The organism is Ferrovibrio sp. (assembly GCF_002796975.1).
Lineage (GTDB): Bacteria > Pseudomonadota > Alphaproteobacteria > Ferrovibrionales > Ferrovibrionaceae > Ferrovibrio.
The window spans coordinates 71,405-84,215 of record NZ_PEKV01000002.1 but is presented as its reverse complement, the minus strand read 5'-3'; the positions used below and the strand labels follow the sequence as shown (position 1 = coordinate 84,215).

The following is a 12,811-nucleotide window of genomic DNA, read 5'->3' as shown; positions in this document are numbered from 1 at the left end:
AGCATTTCACCCTCCAGCCGCGTGGACGGTTGCGAAGCTGAACGGTGCGGGTTAAGCCAGCAACAGCTTTTCCCCAAAAACCGCCAGTTCGATGTTCTGCGAAACCGATGCCGAAGCCTTTGCCGATCCGGCCCGTGAGCTGATTTTTCAGGTCGCGCGCGGCTATCTGGAACGCCAGGGCATCACCAGCACAGATCTGGTATTCGATCCGGCGCAGCATCAGGCCATGCTGAACGACGGCGCGCGCTTCCAGGAAATCCTGCAGCGCGTCGCCCTGCTGCAGGGCCAGCATACGCGGCGGCCGGTTGCCGAGCGGATGAAGGAACTGACGGCCATTGCCGAAGCCGGCATACAGCGTGTCGCAGCTGCCTCTGTTGCCCTGCCAAAGTTTGGCTCCTTTGCCGAGGCGCAGCAGCAAGGCCTGTTCAGCGGTAGCAATCTCGATGAATGGATCCGTAGCGGTGTCGCGCTGGCTCGCCTCCTGGCAATGGCCAATGACTGGGAGAAGCGCGCTGCGCTCTGCCTCGATGTACTGGACGCAGCAGCAGAGGGCAGCGAAAGTCATGGCATGGCCGACCAGACGCTGGCCGAAATCCTGCGGCTGTCACCGGCCGCACCGGTCCTGTTCGGCGAGAAGGCCAATCGCCGCCGCATGATCGCGCTTTGTCTGGGCATTGGCGGCGCCGAGTTGCCGGCGGATGCCCATGCCGTCCTGCAGCGGTTGCGGAATCTTGTGGCGAAGCAGGCCTTACCCCGTACAGGCGACGCCCTGCGGGCGCGCCTCGTCGAGATGATGCACGGTACCGCGCCGGTCTTTTCGCCTGAACCGCATGACGAGTGGCAGGCCATGCAAGGCCTGAAGCGCAAGATTGGCGAGCTGAAGATTTTCTCAGTTGATCCGGAAATCGCGGCCAGCATGATGCGGCGTTTCACGCGCTTCGCCAGTCCGGAATTGCTCAATCCGATCCTGGGGCGGGAGACCGAGATCGCGCGGAAGCTGCTTTTCCTCCTGCAACTCTATGCCGAGATCGACGATAGCAACGCCCGGTTCGAACTGCAGGGCATCCTGACCCATTATATGGATCACCGCGATTTCAAGACGCAGTTCATCGGCCCCCAGACCAGTCGCGAAGAGTTTGGCAGCCTGGCGGCGGCGATCTCGGGCGCGCTTGCCACGACCGATATCCCCGAACCACGCAAGAGCCGCCTGCTTGAACAATTCCGCACCCAGCTCGCGGCCGTGGTGAAACCCTCCGGCGCCCGCAGCAACCAGCGCGGCATCGGCGGTTCCAAGGATGCCGTCATCGTGCGCGGTCTGCGCTTCCCGCTGAAGAACTGGAGTCCGATAGGCCTGCTGTTTGGCCCGTGCTCGCCGGCGGTCACCAGCAAGCTGGAGGTCGGCAGCAAGCTGTCTGTCGCGGTCGAAGTCCGCAACAGCCTTGTCAGCCTGGATTTCACGGCAGAGGCCGAAGTGCTGCGCATCAGCGATGGCTTGATTGCCGCGCGTTACCTGTGCGGTGACGTCGCCATCCAGCAGCGCATCAAAACTTATTTCGCCTGATTACAGATTGTCCGGTCGATCCGGCCTGCACTGATCGCCCAACTATTGCGAGATCTCAGAGCAGGACCAGGTTTCAGCGTATGCCGGCCAGGCTCTGGCTATGCATTCCACCGGATTCTGAAACTTTCTTCAGGGCTTCGCTCGCATGGCGCGGCTGTGTCTCGGTCGCCACATCACCCAGCGACACGATGCCAACCAGACGTTTCTGGCGATTCAGCACCGGCAGGCGTCGGACCTGGACGCTGCCCATATTCCTGGCGACATGCGCGATGTCCTCATCCTCGAAGCAGTATTTCACGTCGGGCGTCATCACCTCGCGCACCTTGGTGTCCGGTTCGCAATTCTTGGCCACGCCGCGAATGGCGATATCGCGGTCGGTGATCATCCCAACCAGCCGATCTTCTTCGCCGACCGGAAGGCTGCCGGCATCGATTTCCGCCATGATCTGGGCTGCTTCAGCAATGCTTTGATCCGGCGACGCGATCCGCACTTCACGGCTCATGGCTTCACTGACACGCATAATCCAGTCCTCCTTTTCAATGCGTACAAAGGCTTGAAAGAGGTAAGACCAGTCTGTCTGATCGCAACCTGAGCCGCGGCAGATCGGCCATGGGTCACAGGTGGGCCACAGTCGCGTAGCGCGAAATGGCTGCGCTCTGTCTAGCTATGCTAGAGTAAATGCGAATCATCCAGGCGCCCCAGAAGCGTGTCCGGGCGCATTTTGGGGGAAGCGCGTATGAACCTGATGGAAGCCACCATCTTCGCCGTCCTGATCAGTACGCCGCCCACGGAAGGGCCGGCCTTTGGCTGTCGGTCGACAGCCGACAAGGAAGCGCTCTGCACCAATGATCTGGTGATCAAGGAATTCCAGGACGGCACGCTGGAATTCGGCTCGAAGGTGACGGTGAAGAAGAACCGCCGTCGCGACCTGATCTTCTCCAACGGCATCTCGGCCTATTTCGACAGTTTCGGCTGGCTGCAGTTTTCCAACGGCTACGCCGTGCGCCGCATAGAGGGTGACATCTTCAAGATCACACAGCAGGGCGCGCGCGATCTCACCTGCCGTTATGCCATACAGGGCAAGCAGACGCGCTGCAGGGTGGATTAGGGGCGCGAGCCTGGGTCAGCGCTTCATGTCGACGGCGCGCGACAGCATGGCATCTGCCGCGCTGATCACCTGGCCATTCATCGAATAGGCCTGCTGCGCCACCATCAGCCTGGTCATCTGCTCGGCGATATCTACGGTAGATCCTTCCAGAGCGCCTGTTACCAGGCTGCCGACGCCGGTATCGCTGTCTGGATCGCGAGGGAAGCCGTAGACGACAGTGCCCGAAACCCTGTTGGCGACAAAGGTCGTGCCGTCGAGGCGGTCCAGCCGGTCAGGCTCGGGGAAGTTGCCCAGCGTGACCTGGCCGCCGAGGCGGCTGCGCCCGTTGGTATAGTTGTAGATGATCTGGCCATCTTCCTGGAAGGAGACATACTGGAATTCGCCGCCGCGCAGGCCATTCTGGGTGAGCGAAATATTCGAGGCTTCCCGAGTTTCGCCCGCATATTGGGTTGTTCCATGCTGGGCAGAGACATCGAAAGTGGCACCGAAAGTGCCGATGGCGAGCTGGATAGTCTGAGCACCGGATCCGTAATCAACACTCATGTCCATGGTCGCTTCCCCAGCTGCGGATGTCGTTACAGCGGGGTCGGCGGATGTCAGTGTGGCCAGCGTGCCGTTTGTGAAGGTCGCCGTCATCGGGCCGAAGGAATTCGGCGTCGCCTGGGTGGTATTGATGGTGATATCCCAGGTATCCGCAGCAGTCTTTCTCCAGATGACCTGGAAATTCTGCTCATTGCTCTCGGCGTCGATCACGCCGATACCGGTGACAATCTCTTTGCCAACCAGAGCGGTGGCCGGCAGATTGATGGTTGAAGTGACGCGCGAGGTCGTCACCGGGTCGATATCCGAGGTGTCGACCACGAAATCTTCTGGGTCCGAGCCGGCTGCGGCCGCTTCTTCGCCTTCTTCGACCGGGATAGCCTGCAGATACATGCCGGCGGAATTCACCAGGCGATTGGAGTTCTCGAGGCGGAAATCGCCGAGACGCGTGTAGTAGACGGTGTCGTCGAAGCCGGACGGTTGGCCGGTCGCGGCGTTGATGCCGGTCGCCCGGGCGACCGGGAAGAAACCGTTGCCGCTGATGGCAATTGACGTCGTGCTGGCGTCCCGCGAGATGGTGCCCTGACGCCGGTTGCCGAAATCGGCGTTGGCCGTCACGCCCATATGCTTGTTGGAATCGATGATCTTGCTGTCACCGATAACCTTGTTGTTCACGAGGTCGCCGAACAGCGTATTGACCTGCTTGTAGCCAAAGGTCGTCGCATTGGCGACGTTGTCGGAGATATGTCCGATGGCTGTCGCCTGGGCCGTGATGCCCTGTACGGCAGTACCGAGGGCGCCGAAGAATGTCATGTCTGGACTCCTGGGTCCGCAGAATCGTCTCGGCCCAACCGCAGCAAACCCCGTGCCAACTCACGTCTGACACTATGTTTCTGAAATACATGCGAAAACCTGTGTCCGGCCGGGCTTTCCGCTAGGCAAAATTTGCCTCTGTCTTTCCCCGGACAGGGCCGAGGGTCATAATGTGCCGGGGATCCCATGCTGCAACCGCCGTCATCATCTCTGCTGCAAGCCGCCGACGACGCCCGCCTGTTCCTGTGGACCGGCGAGTTTCGCGACCGGCGGGTCGAACAGATGTATCGCCAGCAGCGGCTCGAGCCGGTCCGCACCCTGCTGCTGGCCTGTGGCGTGGCGGCGACAACGGTATTCTTCCTGCTGATCATCCGGCAGTACATGCTGTTCGGTGCCAGCCTGACCTTCTGGCTCGATGCCGCAGTGCGCGGTATCGGTCTGGCGATCGGCATTGTTTACCATGTGCTGGTGCGTCGGGCCTCCGCCATCGCGATGCTGGATATCGTCGGCGGTGTCGGCATGGCCACGTTGACCACGCTCACCTTCATGACCTGGCTGATTGGTACCCCGCCGGCGCTGAATGCCGGCACGCTGAGTTTCGGCTATCTGCTGGTTTTCTTCCTGATGGTGCCCTGTCCGGCCCAGGTTGTGCTGGCCAATGCGGTGTATCTCAGCATCGGCACGCTTGTCCTGACAGTGTTGTGGCTGCCGCTGCAAACCGCTGGAGTCATCACCGTCGTCATGTTCCTCGCGATCGGCAATGGCCTCGGCGCGGTGGCGATGCGGCAGTTCAAACTGGAACGGCGCCGCAATTTCCTGGCCCGCGAGGAAGCCCGCCGCGTGACCGAGGCGCTCACGCTGGCGCGGCAGGAGGGCCGGCGGCGCAACGAATATCAGGCCTGGGCGCTGGATGCCTTGCAGGTCGGTGTCATCCTGTTTCATCCGGGCGGCGAGGTGCACAGCCTGAACCGCCGCGCCACCGAGTTGCTGGCGCTGCCGGCCGGTGCGCTGCAGCCCGGCGATACGCATGAAACGCTGATGCGCTTCCTGTTGCAGCGGCGCGATTTCGGCGACCTGGAACTGAGCGATATCCGCTACCATGTCGATCGCCTGCTGCGCGGCGTCGGCACCATGGCCGCTATCCGTCATGCCAGCACCGGCAAAATCCTGGAATTCACGCTCAACCGGTTACCGGACCAGTCGGTGGCCGTCACGATCTTCGATGCGACCGAACGCTATGCGCTGAACCGCCGGCTGCGTCATGCCGTGGAAGTGGCCGGCGACGGTTTCGCCATTTACGACGCGCAGGACCGCATCGCCATCTGTTCCAGCCGCTTTGCNNTTCAGCCGCAACGAACGCGAGTCCGGCAGCACCGCCGGCAGCACCACGACGTCGCGCCGGCATATCCCGGAACGCATGATCGAAATCCGCACCACGGCCGGAGAGTGGTTCCTGGTGCATGAGCGCGTCACGCCGTCGGGCGATCTCGTCGTGGTGCGCACCAACATCACAGCGCGACGGCGCATGGAAGACGAACTGCGCCGTGCCAAGGAGGAGGCGGAGCGGGCGCTGGCCGATCTGCGCGGCGCCCAGGCCAACCTGATCCTGGCCGAGAAGATGGCCTCGCTCGGCTCTCTGGTCGCCGGCATGAGCCATGAAATCTCCACGCCGCTCGGCATCGGTGTCTCGGCTGCCTCGCATCTGTCGGAAGAAGTCGAGCAACTGACCAACAATTTCCGCGATGGCCAGCTTAAGCGCAGCGACCTCGAGGATTTCCTCGAAACCGCCACCGAGGCGACGCGTATCATGCAGGGCAACCTGACCCGCGCGGCGCGGCTGATCCAGGCCTTCAAGCAGGTCTCGGTCGACCAGACCACCGACGAAGTGCGCAATTTTGGCCTTGGCGAATATCTGCAGGAGATCATGCTGAGCCTGGCACCGGCGATGCGCCGTACCGCGCACCGTGTGGAGATCGACTGCCCGTCGCATCTGGTCATCCGCAACCGTCCGGGTGCGCTCGGCCAGATCGTCACCAACCTGCTGATGAACACCCTGCAGCATGCCTATGACGGCCGTGCCGAGCCCGGCATCATCCATATCGCGGTGACGGTGCCGCGCGAGGGCCGCGTCGTCCTGGAATTCCGCGACGATGGCAAAGGCATTGCTGCCGACGACCTGCCGCGCGTCTTCGATCCGTTCTTCACCACCAAGCGCGGCACTGGCGGCACCGGGCTCGGCCTGCATATCGTCTACAACCTGGTCAGCCAGGTGCTGGGCGGCACGATTGCGGTATCGAGCCGGCCGGGCGAGGGCACGCGCTTCACGATAAGTTTCCCGCAGACTGCGGTATCCTGAGCTATATCGGCTGCCATGAACGTTGCCGCACGCACATCCATCCCGGCCTGGAAACGCGGCTGGCCCTGGCAGGAAGGGGCGGCCGGGCGCTTCTCGCCATTCAAGGCTGTGATTTTCGCCGCTCTGCTGCTGCCCGCGTTATGGCTGCTCTGGCGCACGGCCCAGCATGACCTGGGGCCGCGTCCGCTCACCGAGCTGATCCTGCAGACCGGCACCTGGGGCGTACGGATACTGCTGGTGTCGCTGTTCGTCACGCCGCTGCGCCAGATTCTGCGCTATGGCCGGCTGGCACTGATCCGCCGTATGACCGGTGTCGCTGCAGCACTTTATCTGGCGTCGCATTTCAGCCTCTACATGGCGAACCACGCCTTCGTGCCGGAGAAGATCATTACCGAGATCGCCAAGTCGAACTACCTGATCATTGGGTTGATTGCGCTGATCTGTCTGCTGCTGCTGCTCGCCACCTCGACCGACGCCATGCTCCGTCGGCTCGGTGGCCGCCGCTGGCAGATGCTGCACCGCCTGGTATTTCCCGCCGCCATGCTGGGGGCCTGGCACTATTTCCTGCAGGTCAAGGCCGACATCTTCCAGCCGCTGCTGATCATCGGCTTTCTGGCCTGGCTGCTGGGTTACCGGCTGTGGCGCAGGTGGCGGCCGCAGGGCATGGCGCTGCCGCTCTGGGCTGTGATCGTGCTTGGTGTTTTTGCTGCGCTGCTGACCATGGCCATCGAAGCGGCCTATTTCAGCTGGAAGATTGGTGCGGCGGTGGTTCCGCGCGTGCTGGAAGCCAACCTCAGTATCGACATGGGGCTGCGCCCGGGAATATGGGTGCTGCTGGCGGCAACAGGGGTGACACTAGTCGCCGGACTCGCCACAATACGGGCTCGTCGTTCCTAACAGCGAGTGTCTGCCGTGCGTGCCGTTTTCGTCGATGCCAACCCCACGCTTGGCGATCTTGCCGAGCGCCTGCACAAATCCGCTTCCGACCCTGCCGTCACCGTCAATCGTCAACCCGACGTGAAACCGGCTGACCTGCCGGCTGTGCTGGGCAATGCGGAAATCGCCTGGGTCGACCATACCTACCTGCCGACCGATGTGGCCAGGCAATGCAAAGGGCTGAAGCACGTCGTCTTCCTCGGCACAGGCGCGCGCAGCTACATGAATGTCGAGGAACTCGCCGGCCTTGGCATCGAAGTGCATCTGATCAAGGGCTATGGCGATACGGCTGTAGCGGAATGCGCTTTCGCCCTGATGTGGGCGGCCAGCAAAGGCTTTGCCACGATGGATCGCGGCATGCGGGGCGGCAACTGGTTGCGCATGGATGGCGTACAGCTGACCGGCAAGACGGTCGGCCTGATCGGCTATGGCGGCATCGCCGCCGAGATGGCGCGGCTCTGCCTTGGTGCCGGCATGAAGGTGCTGGCCTGGAACCGCTCGAAGAAGGACGCGCCCGATGGCGTCACCTTCGTCGAACTCGACCAGCTGCTGAATCTCAGTCATGTCATCTCCATGCATCTGCTGCTGAATGACGAGACACGCGGTTTCCTCTCGGCGGAGCGGATCGCAAAAATGCGCCCCGGCGCCATCCTGGTGAACACTGCGCGCGGCGCTGTGGTGGACGAGGCGGCGATGATCGCCGCGCTGCAGTCGAAGCAGATCGGCGCCGCCGGCCTCGACGTCTTTGATGTCGAGCCGCTGCCCGGGGACCATCCGCTGACCAGGCTGGAGAATGTCACTCTGTCGGCCCATTCGGCCTTCCGCACGCCGGAAGCGAGCGAGAACCTGATCGAGGCAGCCCTCAACCATACTAGGAGGATCGCGAAATGACCCGGCGCTACGATCTCGCCATCCGCAATGCCCGTATCTTCGACGGCAGCGGCGCGGCAGCCGTGACCGGCGATGTGGGCGTCAGCGGCGACCGTATCGTGGCCGTCGGCGATCTCGGCGCGCAGGCGGCGGATCGCGAGATCGACGCGAAAGGCCTGGCGCTGGCGCCGGGTTTCATCGACGCCCATACCCATGACGACAATGCCGTGCTGCACGGTCCGGATTGCATGCATTGCAAGCTCAGCCAGGGTGTCACCAGCGTGGTGATCGGCAATTGCGGGATCAGCCTGGCGCCCGCCACGATGAAGCAGCGCCCGCCGCCGCCGCTCGATCTGGTCGGGCTTGAAAGCGCTTGGTCGTTTCCGACCTTCGCCGATTATGCTGCGCAGCTACGCAAGACGCCGCCGGCCACCAATACCTATGCGCTGGTCGGGCATATGTCGCTGCGCGTGGTCGCCATGGACCATGACGTGCAGCGCGCCGCCACCGACAGGGAAGCCGCGCAGATGAAGCAGCGGCTGGAAGAGTCACTGGATGCTGGCGCCTCTGGGCTGTCGTCGGGCCTGTGGTATCCGCCCAGCCGGTCGGCCCCGACCGACGAGGTGATTGCGGTGGCCGAGGGCCTGCGCTCGCGTGGCGGCTTGTATGTGACGCATATGCGCGACGAGGCCGATGGCGTAGTCGACAGCATCCACGAAACCCTGAAGATCGGCCGCGACAGCGGTTCGGCCGTGGTAATCAGCCATCACAAGTGCACCAATCCGGAAAATCACGGTCGCTCGACCGAGACGCTGGCGCTGATCGACAAGGCGGCCAGGGAACAGAGCGTCGATTTCGACGTCTATCCCTATGCGGCCAGTTCCACCGCGCTGCTGCCGGACCGGTTGCGCGAAGATATGGCGGTGCAGATTGCGTCTTCGGGGCCATATCCCGAAATGCGCGGCCGCATGCTGGCCGATATTGCCACGGAATGGGGCACCGATATCGTGACTGCGGCCAAGCGTCTGCTGCCGGCCGCCGCGATCTATTTCATGATGCACGAAGAGGATGTGCAGCGGATCATCGCGCATCCGCGCAGCATGATCGGCTCTGACGGCCTCCCGTCCAACGATATGCCGCATCCGCGCCTGTGGGGCACGTTCCCGCGCGTGCTGGGCCATTACAGCCGCGACCTGAAGCTGCTCAGCCTGGAGCAGGCGGTGCACAAGATGACCGGGCTGACGGCAAAAGTTTTCGGCATGGTGGATCGCGGTGCGATCCGCACCGGTGCTTTTGCCGATCTGGTGTTGTTCGATCCTGAAACAGTGATCGATACCGCCACCTTCAGCAATCCAATCCAGCCTGCCGCCGGTATCCGCGAGGTCTGGGTGAATGGCGTATCCAGCTATATTGGCGGTAAGGGCGTCACCGGTGCGGCCAACGGCCGGCTGATCACCCGTAACAAGGCCTGATGCGCCGGCTCGCACTGCTGCTGACGTTGCTGGCCGGCAGTGTTTCTGCGGCCGAACTGCCACGCGAGCAGATCGTGCTGCGCTCGGCGATCAGTGTCGATCCTGACGCCAAGACGGTAACCCTGCCGCTGTTTCGCGGCACGGCGGCAGGCCGGACCGTTTGGTATATCGTGACGGACTCATCCGATGCCGCCGATGCAGCGGCTCGTGGCGTGGTGCATGCCCCGCTGCTGGCCCATGCCGGCCATGTGCAGGCAGTTGGGTATCAGGGCGGCATCCTGCAGTTTGCCGCTGCGCCGGATTTTGCGCCGGCCCGCAAACTGGCATCAGGCCCGCACGGATTTCCGCCGGCTGAAGCCGTGCCGGGTGCCGTCGCACCGGCAGCCTATTCCCCATTCATCCGCCTCTCGGCCGATGCGCCGGTGCTGAATGCACCCATTGTTGCAACCGGTGAGGGAACGTTCGATCTTGCCGGTCATGGCAATGTCATGGACCGGGTGCTGGCCATCGACACGGCGAAGGGCACGGTGACCCTTCTGCTCAGTCATGGCTTCGCGGAAGGTCGTCGCGTTGTCTATATCAGCACCGAGGCCTCTGATCCTGTCGCTGCAGCGCTGGAGCGCGCCACCTATGTACCGCAGCTGGGCGACGGCGATGCGGATATCGCACTGCTAGTTTTCACAACTGCACCGGAACAGGGCATGGCGCAGGCGCTTCTGCGCGGCGGGCTCGCCCGTCATGCGACGCTTGGGAATGCGGGCGAACTCGGCGCGCCGCTGAACATCCTGTCGGCTTTTCCGACCGGCAAAACAGCGCGCGGCTACTCCCCGTCCTGGCGTGTCACATTGCTGCAATGGGTCGACGGTGCGATGCCGCGCCGCCTTGAGGCCCAGGCAGATGTCTGGCGCCTGATCACCGCAAGGCAGATCTCCGGTCCTGCGGGCGCGCCGCCGGCACCGAGCGACATGGTGGTGAATTGCCCGGTCATCGCCTGGCTGGATGGGCCTGTTCCATAGGCATTCGGACCATAGGCAAACCAATCCTCTTATCCGTTCTGCCGATTGCCTTTTCGCGAGCGATCCCGTCTACTGATTTGCATACGGATTCGCCTTTCTGAGCCATAAATGACACTTCCAGACACCACCGCGCAGGGAAATTCCCGCTATTTCCCGAAAACGACAGATATGGTCGTACGACGCTGGTGTACCGCGCGTGGCGTCAGCCTGGACGATCTGGCGACCCAGGTCGGTGTCCCGCGGGTGACCCTCGGGCTGATCCTGAAGGGTGTCGATCCGGTGACACAGGCTCTCGAACGCAAGCTGCGTTCGGTGATCGACGGCAACTGAGCGGCATTCAGCCCAGCAGTGCCTTCATGAAGTCAGGCACGCGCCGGTTCTCTCCCAGCAGATAGCGCGCCATTGCGCCGGCTACCTGGCGCACGCTGGTGCGTTGCCCCATACGACTGCGCCAGGCGAGCAGATATCTGTGCGATGCAGGGATCGGCGCGCCCATGCGGTCACCGAAAATCTGTGCCATGTAGAAGGCGATATCCGCATAGCTGAAGGCTGTGCCCGTCAACCAGTCGCGGCCATCGCCAAGCAGGATTTCCAGCTCTTCATAGAAGGCAGCAGCGCCGGCCCGCGCTGTTATCGCGGCAGGATCGTCGGGTGTCTGCTGCAGGCCCATCAGTTTGATGATATGCGGGAAATAGACCTCGTCCGATTTCAGTTCCAACAGGCGCGCACGGGCGCGTTCCACCGGGTTTGCGGGCCAGAGCGGCGGCTGGGGCATCAGGTCTTCGAGATATTCGAAGATCTGCGTCGAATCGAAGATTTCCAGATCGCCCCAGGGACCGCTGTGTATCAGCACCGGCACCTGTCGCTTCGGATTGATGCGCAGCACATCCGGATGTTTCGGCTCATACAGCGCCTTCATCTCAAATGGCACCATGATCACTGCGACATCGATCCGCTTCTCCAGTGCGGCGATCTGTGCTTTCGCGCCGAACATACTGAGCGGACCGGAATAAAGCTTAATGTCTGACATGAGTCCTCCCTGGGCAGGGCAAGCCTAGAGAGGCGGCGGCGCAGGAACAATCGGCGTGGCAAACACTGCTGACAGCAGTTGTCACATCAGGCCCGATTGAGGGGGTCCGGCTTAGCCGGCCTGGCCCCGGTACAGCTGCAGCAGAGTGGCCTGCCGATTGGAGGCAAGGCTGAGTGAGACGACGCTGAGCTGCTTCTGCACGGCAAGCGAGGCGAGCAGGGCATCGTTTGCCGAGATGTCGCTGTCCACCAGCGCACCGACACCAAGCTTCATGGCATCGACGAGGGAATCGACGAATTGCACCTGCAGTGACATCTGGCGCCGCACCACCGCAAAATCTGCAATCGCCGCAGTGGCAGCAGTGGTGAGCGGATCAATCAGGTTATAGGCGTCGGTTGCCGTGATGGCATCAGTGATGCTGTCGATCGCGCCGCTCAACGCGTCATGTTCGGCTGTCATATCGAAGGCCGGCACCGTAATCATGCTGCCGGAGAAATCGGCCACGAACGCGGCCGGCGCCGAACTTGCCAGCAGCTGGTTGCGGCCATGGAAGCTCGCCTGGCTGACCATGCTGGTCATCTGTTCGGCGAGCAACTGGGAATCGCTGCGGTAGATGCCGCGCTGGGTGTCCGACGCCGAACCGTCAGAAGCCTTGATCAGGCTCGAACGCAGGTTGTCGGCAAGTTGCAGCACGCCATTGATCGCGGCAACAGTAACATCGACCAGGCCGATACCCTGCTGCAGCGAGGACTGAACGGCGGCATTGGCGCGGAAATTGGTGCGAATGCCCTGGGCCACGGCAAAGACGGATGCGTCGTCAAATGAATCGGCGACGCGAAAGCCGGTCTCGAGCTGTTTCGACGTAGCAGCGATCTGCGCGTCGGTGACGCGCAGTGCGGCGATGGCGGACATCGCGTTGTAATGCGTGTTAATCGAATTCATTCAGCAGTCCACAGGGCTTAACGCGCCTTGTGGTCCCCCCGATTGCCGTCAGTTCCGTCATTTTTTGCATGTGGTTAATTAAGAGTAAATACGGAATCTGCAACTGGATGGCGATTCGAGTGGCCGGTTGCGAAATTAGTCCGAGGGCTGATTAACGTTAACGGCAT

13 protein-coding genes are annotated in these 12,811 nt (G+C 62.5%); 9 read left to right on the top strand and 4 right to left on the bottom strand.

Annotated elements, in window-relative coordinates:
• Positions 1-91 precede the first annotated feature (91 nt).
• Positions 92-1,561, top strand: coding sequence for a hypothetical protein (locus tag CTR53_RS01080; protein ID WP_290808548.1), 1,470 nt, complete (start codon positions 92-94; stop codon positions 1,559-1,561).
• Positions 1,562-1,634: 73 nt separating this feature from the next.
• On the opposite strand, the gene CTR53_RS01075 is transcribed toward CTR53_RS01080, so the two are convergent.
• Entirely contained in the window at positions 1,635-2,081 is a 447-nt protein-coding gene (locus CTR53_RS01075; RefSeq protein ID WP_290808545.1) for a CBS domain-containing protein, read from the bottom strand.
• Between the two features lie 216 nt (positions 2,082-2,297).
• Between CTR53_RS01075 and CTR53_RS01070 the strand changes: the two genes are divergently transcribed.
• Positions 2,298-2,669 carry a hypothetical protein gene (locus CTR53_RS01070; RefSeq protein ID WP_290808542.1) on the top strand — a complete coding sequence of 124 codons (372 nt, stop codon included), beginning with the start codon at positions 2,298-2,300 and terminating at the stop codon, positions 2,667-2,669.
• Positions 2,670-2,684: 15 nt separating this feature from the next.
• On the opposite strand, the gene CTR53_RS01065 is transcribed toward CTR53_RS01070, so the two are convergent.
• Positions 2,685-4,022 (bottom strand): flagellar hook protein FlgE, encoded by a 1,338-nt coding sequence (locus tag CTR53_RS01065; protein WP_290808540.1) that lies wholly within the window; start codon positions 4,020-4,022, stop codon positions 2,685-2,687.
• A 186-nt stretch (positions 4,023-4,208) separates the two neighbouring features.
• Between CTR53_RS01065 and CTR53_RS01060 the strand changes: the two genes are divergently transcribed.
• The 7 genes from CTR53_RS01060 (at position 4,209) to CTR53_RS01030 (ending at position 11,002) form a co-directional block, all read left to right on the top strand.
• Complete coding sequence (locus CTR53_RS01060; protein WP_290808538.1) at positions 4,209-5,486, top strand: PAS-domain containing protein; 1,278 nt, start codon at positions 4,209-4,211, stop codon at positions 5,484-5,486.
• A complete protein-coding gene (locus CTR53_RS01055; RefSeq protein WP_290808535.1) occupies positions 5,440-6,378 on the top strand; it encodes a HAMP domain-containing sensor histidine kinase in 939 nt (312 codons plus the stop codon). Before CTR53_RS01060 ends, CTR53_RS01055 begins: the two co-directional genes overlap by 47 nt.
• 15 nt (positions 6,379-6,393) lie before the next feature.
• Complete coding sequence (locus CTR53_RS01050) at positions 6,394-7,275, top strand: ferric reductase-like transmembrane domain-containing protein (RefSeq protein ID WP_290808532.1); 882 nt, start codon at positions 6,394-6,396, stop codon at positions 7,273-7,275.
• A gap of 15 nt (positions 7,276-7,290) precedes the next feature.
• Positions 7,291-8,205: an NAD(P)-dependent oxidoreductase gene (locus tag CTR53_RS01045; protein WP_290808529.1), complete on the top strand. Its 915-nt coding sequence runs from the start codon at positions 7,291-7,293 to the stop codon at positions 8,203-8,205.
• Positions 8,202-9,656 (top strand): amidohydrolase family protein, encoded by a 1,455-nt coding sequence (locus tag CTR53_RS01040; RefSeq protein ID WP_290808526.1) that lies wholly within the window; start codon positions 8,202-8,204, stop codon positions 9,654-9,656. The genes CTR53_RS01045 and CTR53_RS01040 overlap by 4 nt, the downstream gene beginning before the upstream one ends.
• Positions 9,656-10,672 (top strand): hypothetical protein, encoded by a 1,017-nt coding sequence (locus tag CTR53_RS01035; RefSeq protein WP_290808523.1) that lies wholly within the window; start codon positions 9,656-9,658, stop codon positions 10,670-10,672. The genes CTR53_RS01040 and CTR53_RS01035 overlap by 1 nt, the downstream gene beginning before the upstream one ends.
• A 108-nt stretch (positions 10,673-10,780) precedes the next feature.
• Positions 10,781-11,002 carry a hypothetical protein gene (locus CTR53_RS01030; RefSeq protein ID WP_290808520.1) on the top strand — a complete coding sequence of 74 codons (222 nt, stop codon included), beginning with the start codon at positions 10,781-10,783 and terminating at the stop codon, positions 11,000-11,002.
• Positions 11,003-11,009: 7 nt separating this feature from the next.
• Here the strand turns inward: CTR53_RS01030 and CTR53_RS01025 are convergent, their stop codons facing one another.
• Together CTR53_RS01025 and CTR53_RS01020 are read right to left on the bottom strand one after the other, a co-directional pair.
• Positions 11,010-11,702 (bottom strand): glutathione S-transferase family protein, encoded by a 693-nt coding sequence (locus tag CTR53_RS01025; RefSeq protein WP_290808517.1) that lies wholly within the window; start codon positions 11,700-11,702, stop codon positions 11,010-11,012.
• A 111-nt stretch (positions 11,703-11,813) separates the two neighbouring features.
• Positions 11,814-12,644: a hypothetical protein gene (locus CTR53_RS01020; RefSeq protein ID WP_290808514.1), complete on the bottom strand. Its 831-nt coding sequence runs from the start codon at positions 12,642-12,644 to the stop codon at positions 11,814-11,816.
• Positions 12,645-12,811: the final 167 nt, after the last annotated feature.

Coding starts and splice junctions, on each gene's coding strand:
- CTR53_RS01075 (WP_290808545.1), bottom strand. CDS start 2,081: ATGCGTGTCAGTGAAGCCATGAGCCGTGAAGTGCGGATCGCGTCGCCG.
- CTR53_RS01050 (WP_290808532.1), top strand. CDS start 6,394: ATGAACGTTGCCGCACGCACATCCATCCCGGCCTGGAAACGCGGCTGG.
- CTR53_RS01030 (WP_290808520.1), top strand. CDS start 10,781: ATGACACTTCCAGACACCACCGCGCAGGGAAATTCCCGCTATTTCCCG.
- CTR53_RS01080 (WP_290808548.1), top strand. CDS start 92: ATGTTCTGCGAAACCGATGCCGAAGCCTTTGCCGATCCGGCCCGTGAG.
- CTR53_RS01070 (WP_290808542.1), top strand. CDS start 2,298: ATGAACCTGATGGAAGCCACCATCTTCGCCGTCCTGATCAGTACGCCG.
- CTR53_RS01065 (WP_290808540.1), bottom strand. CDS start 4,022: ATGACATTCTTCGGCGCCCTCGGTACTGCCGTACAGGGCATCACGGCC.
- CTR53_RS01055 (WP_290808535.1), top strand. CDS start 5,440: ATGATCGAAATCCGCACCACGGCCGGAGAGTGGTTCCTGGTGCATGAG.
- CTR53_RS01020 (WP_290808514.1), bottom strand. CDS start 12,644: ATGAATTCGATTAACACGCATTACAACGCGATGTCCGCCATCGCCGCA.
- CTR53_RS01040 (WP_290808526.1), top strand. CDS start 8,202: ATGACCCGGCGCTACGATCTCGCCATCCGCAATGCCCGTATCTTCGAC.
- CTR53_RS01025 (WP_290808517.1), bottom strand. CDS start 11,702: ATGTCAGACATTAAGCTTTATTCCGGTCCGCTCAGTATGTTCGGCGCG.
- CTR53_RS01035 (WP_290808523.1), top strand. CDS start 9,656: ATGCGCCGGCTCGCACTGCTGCTGACGTTGCTGGCCGGCAGTGTTTCT.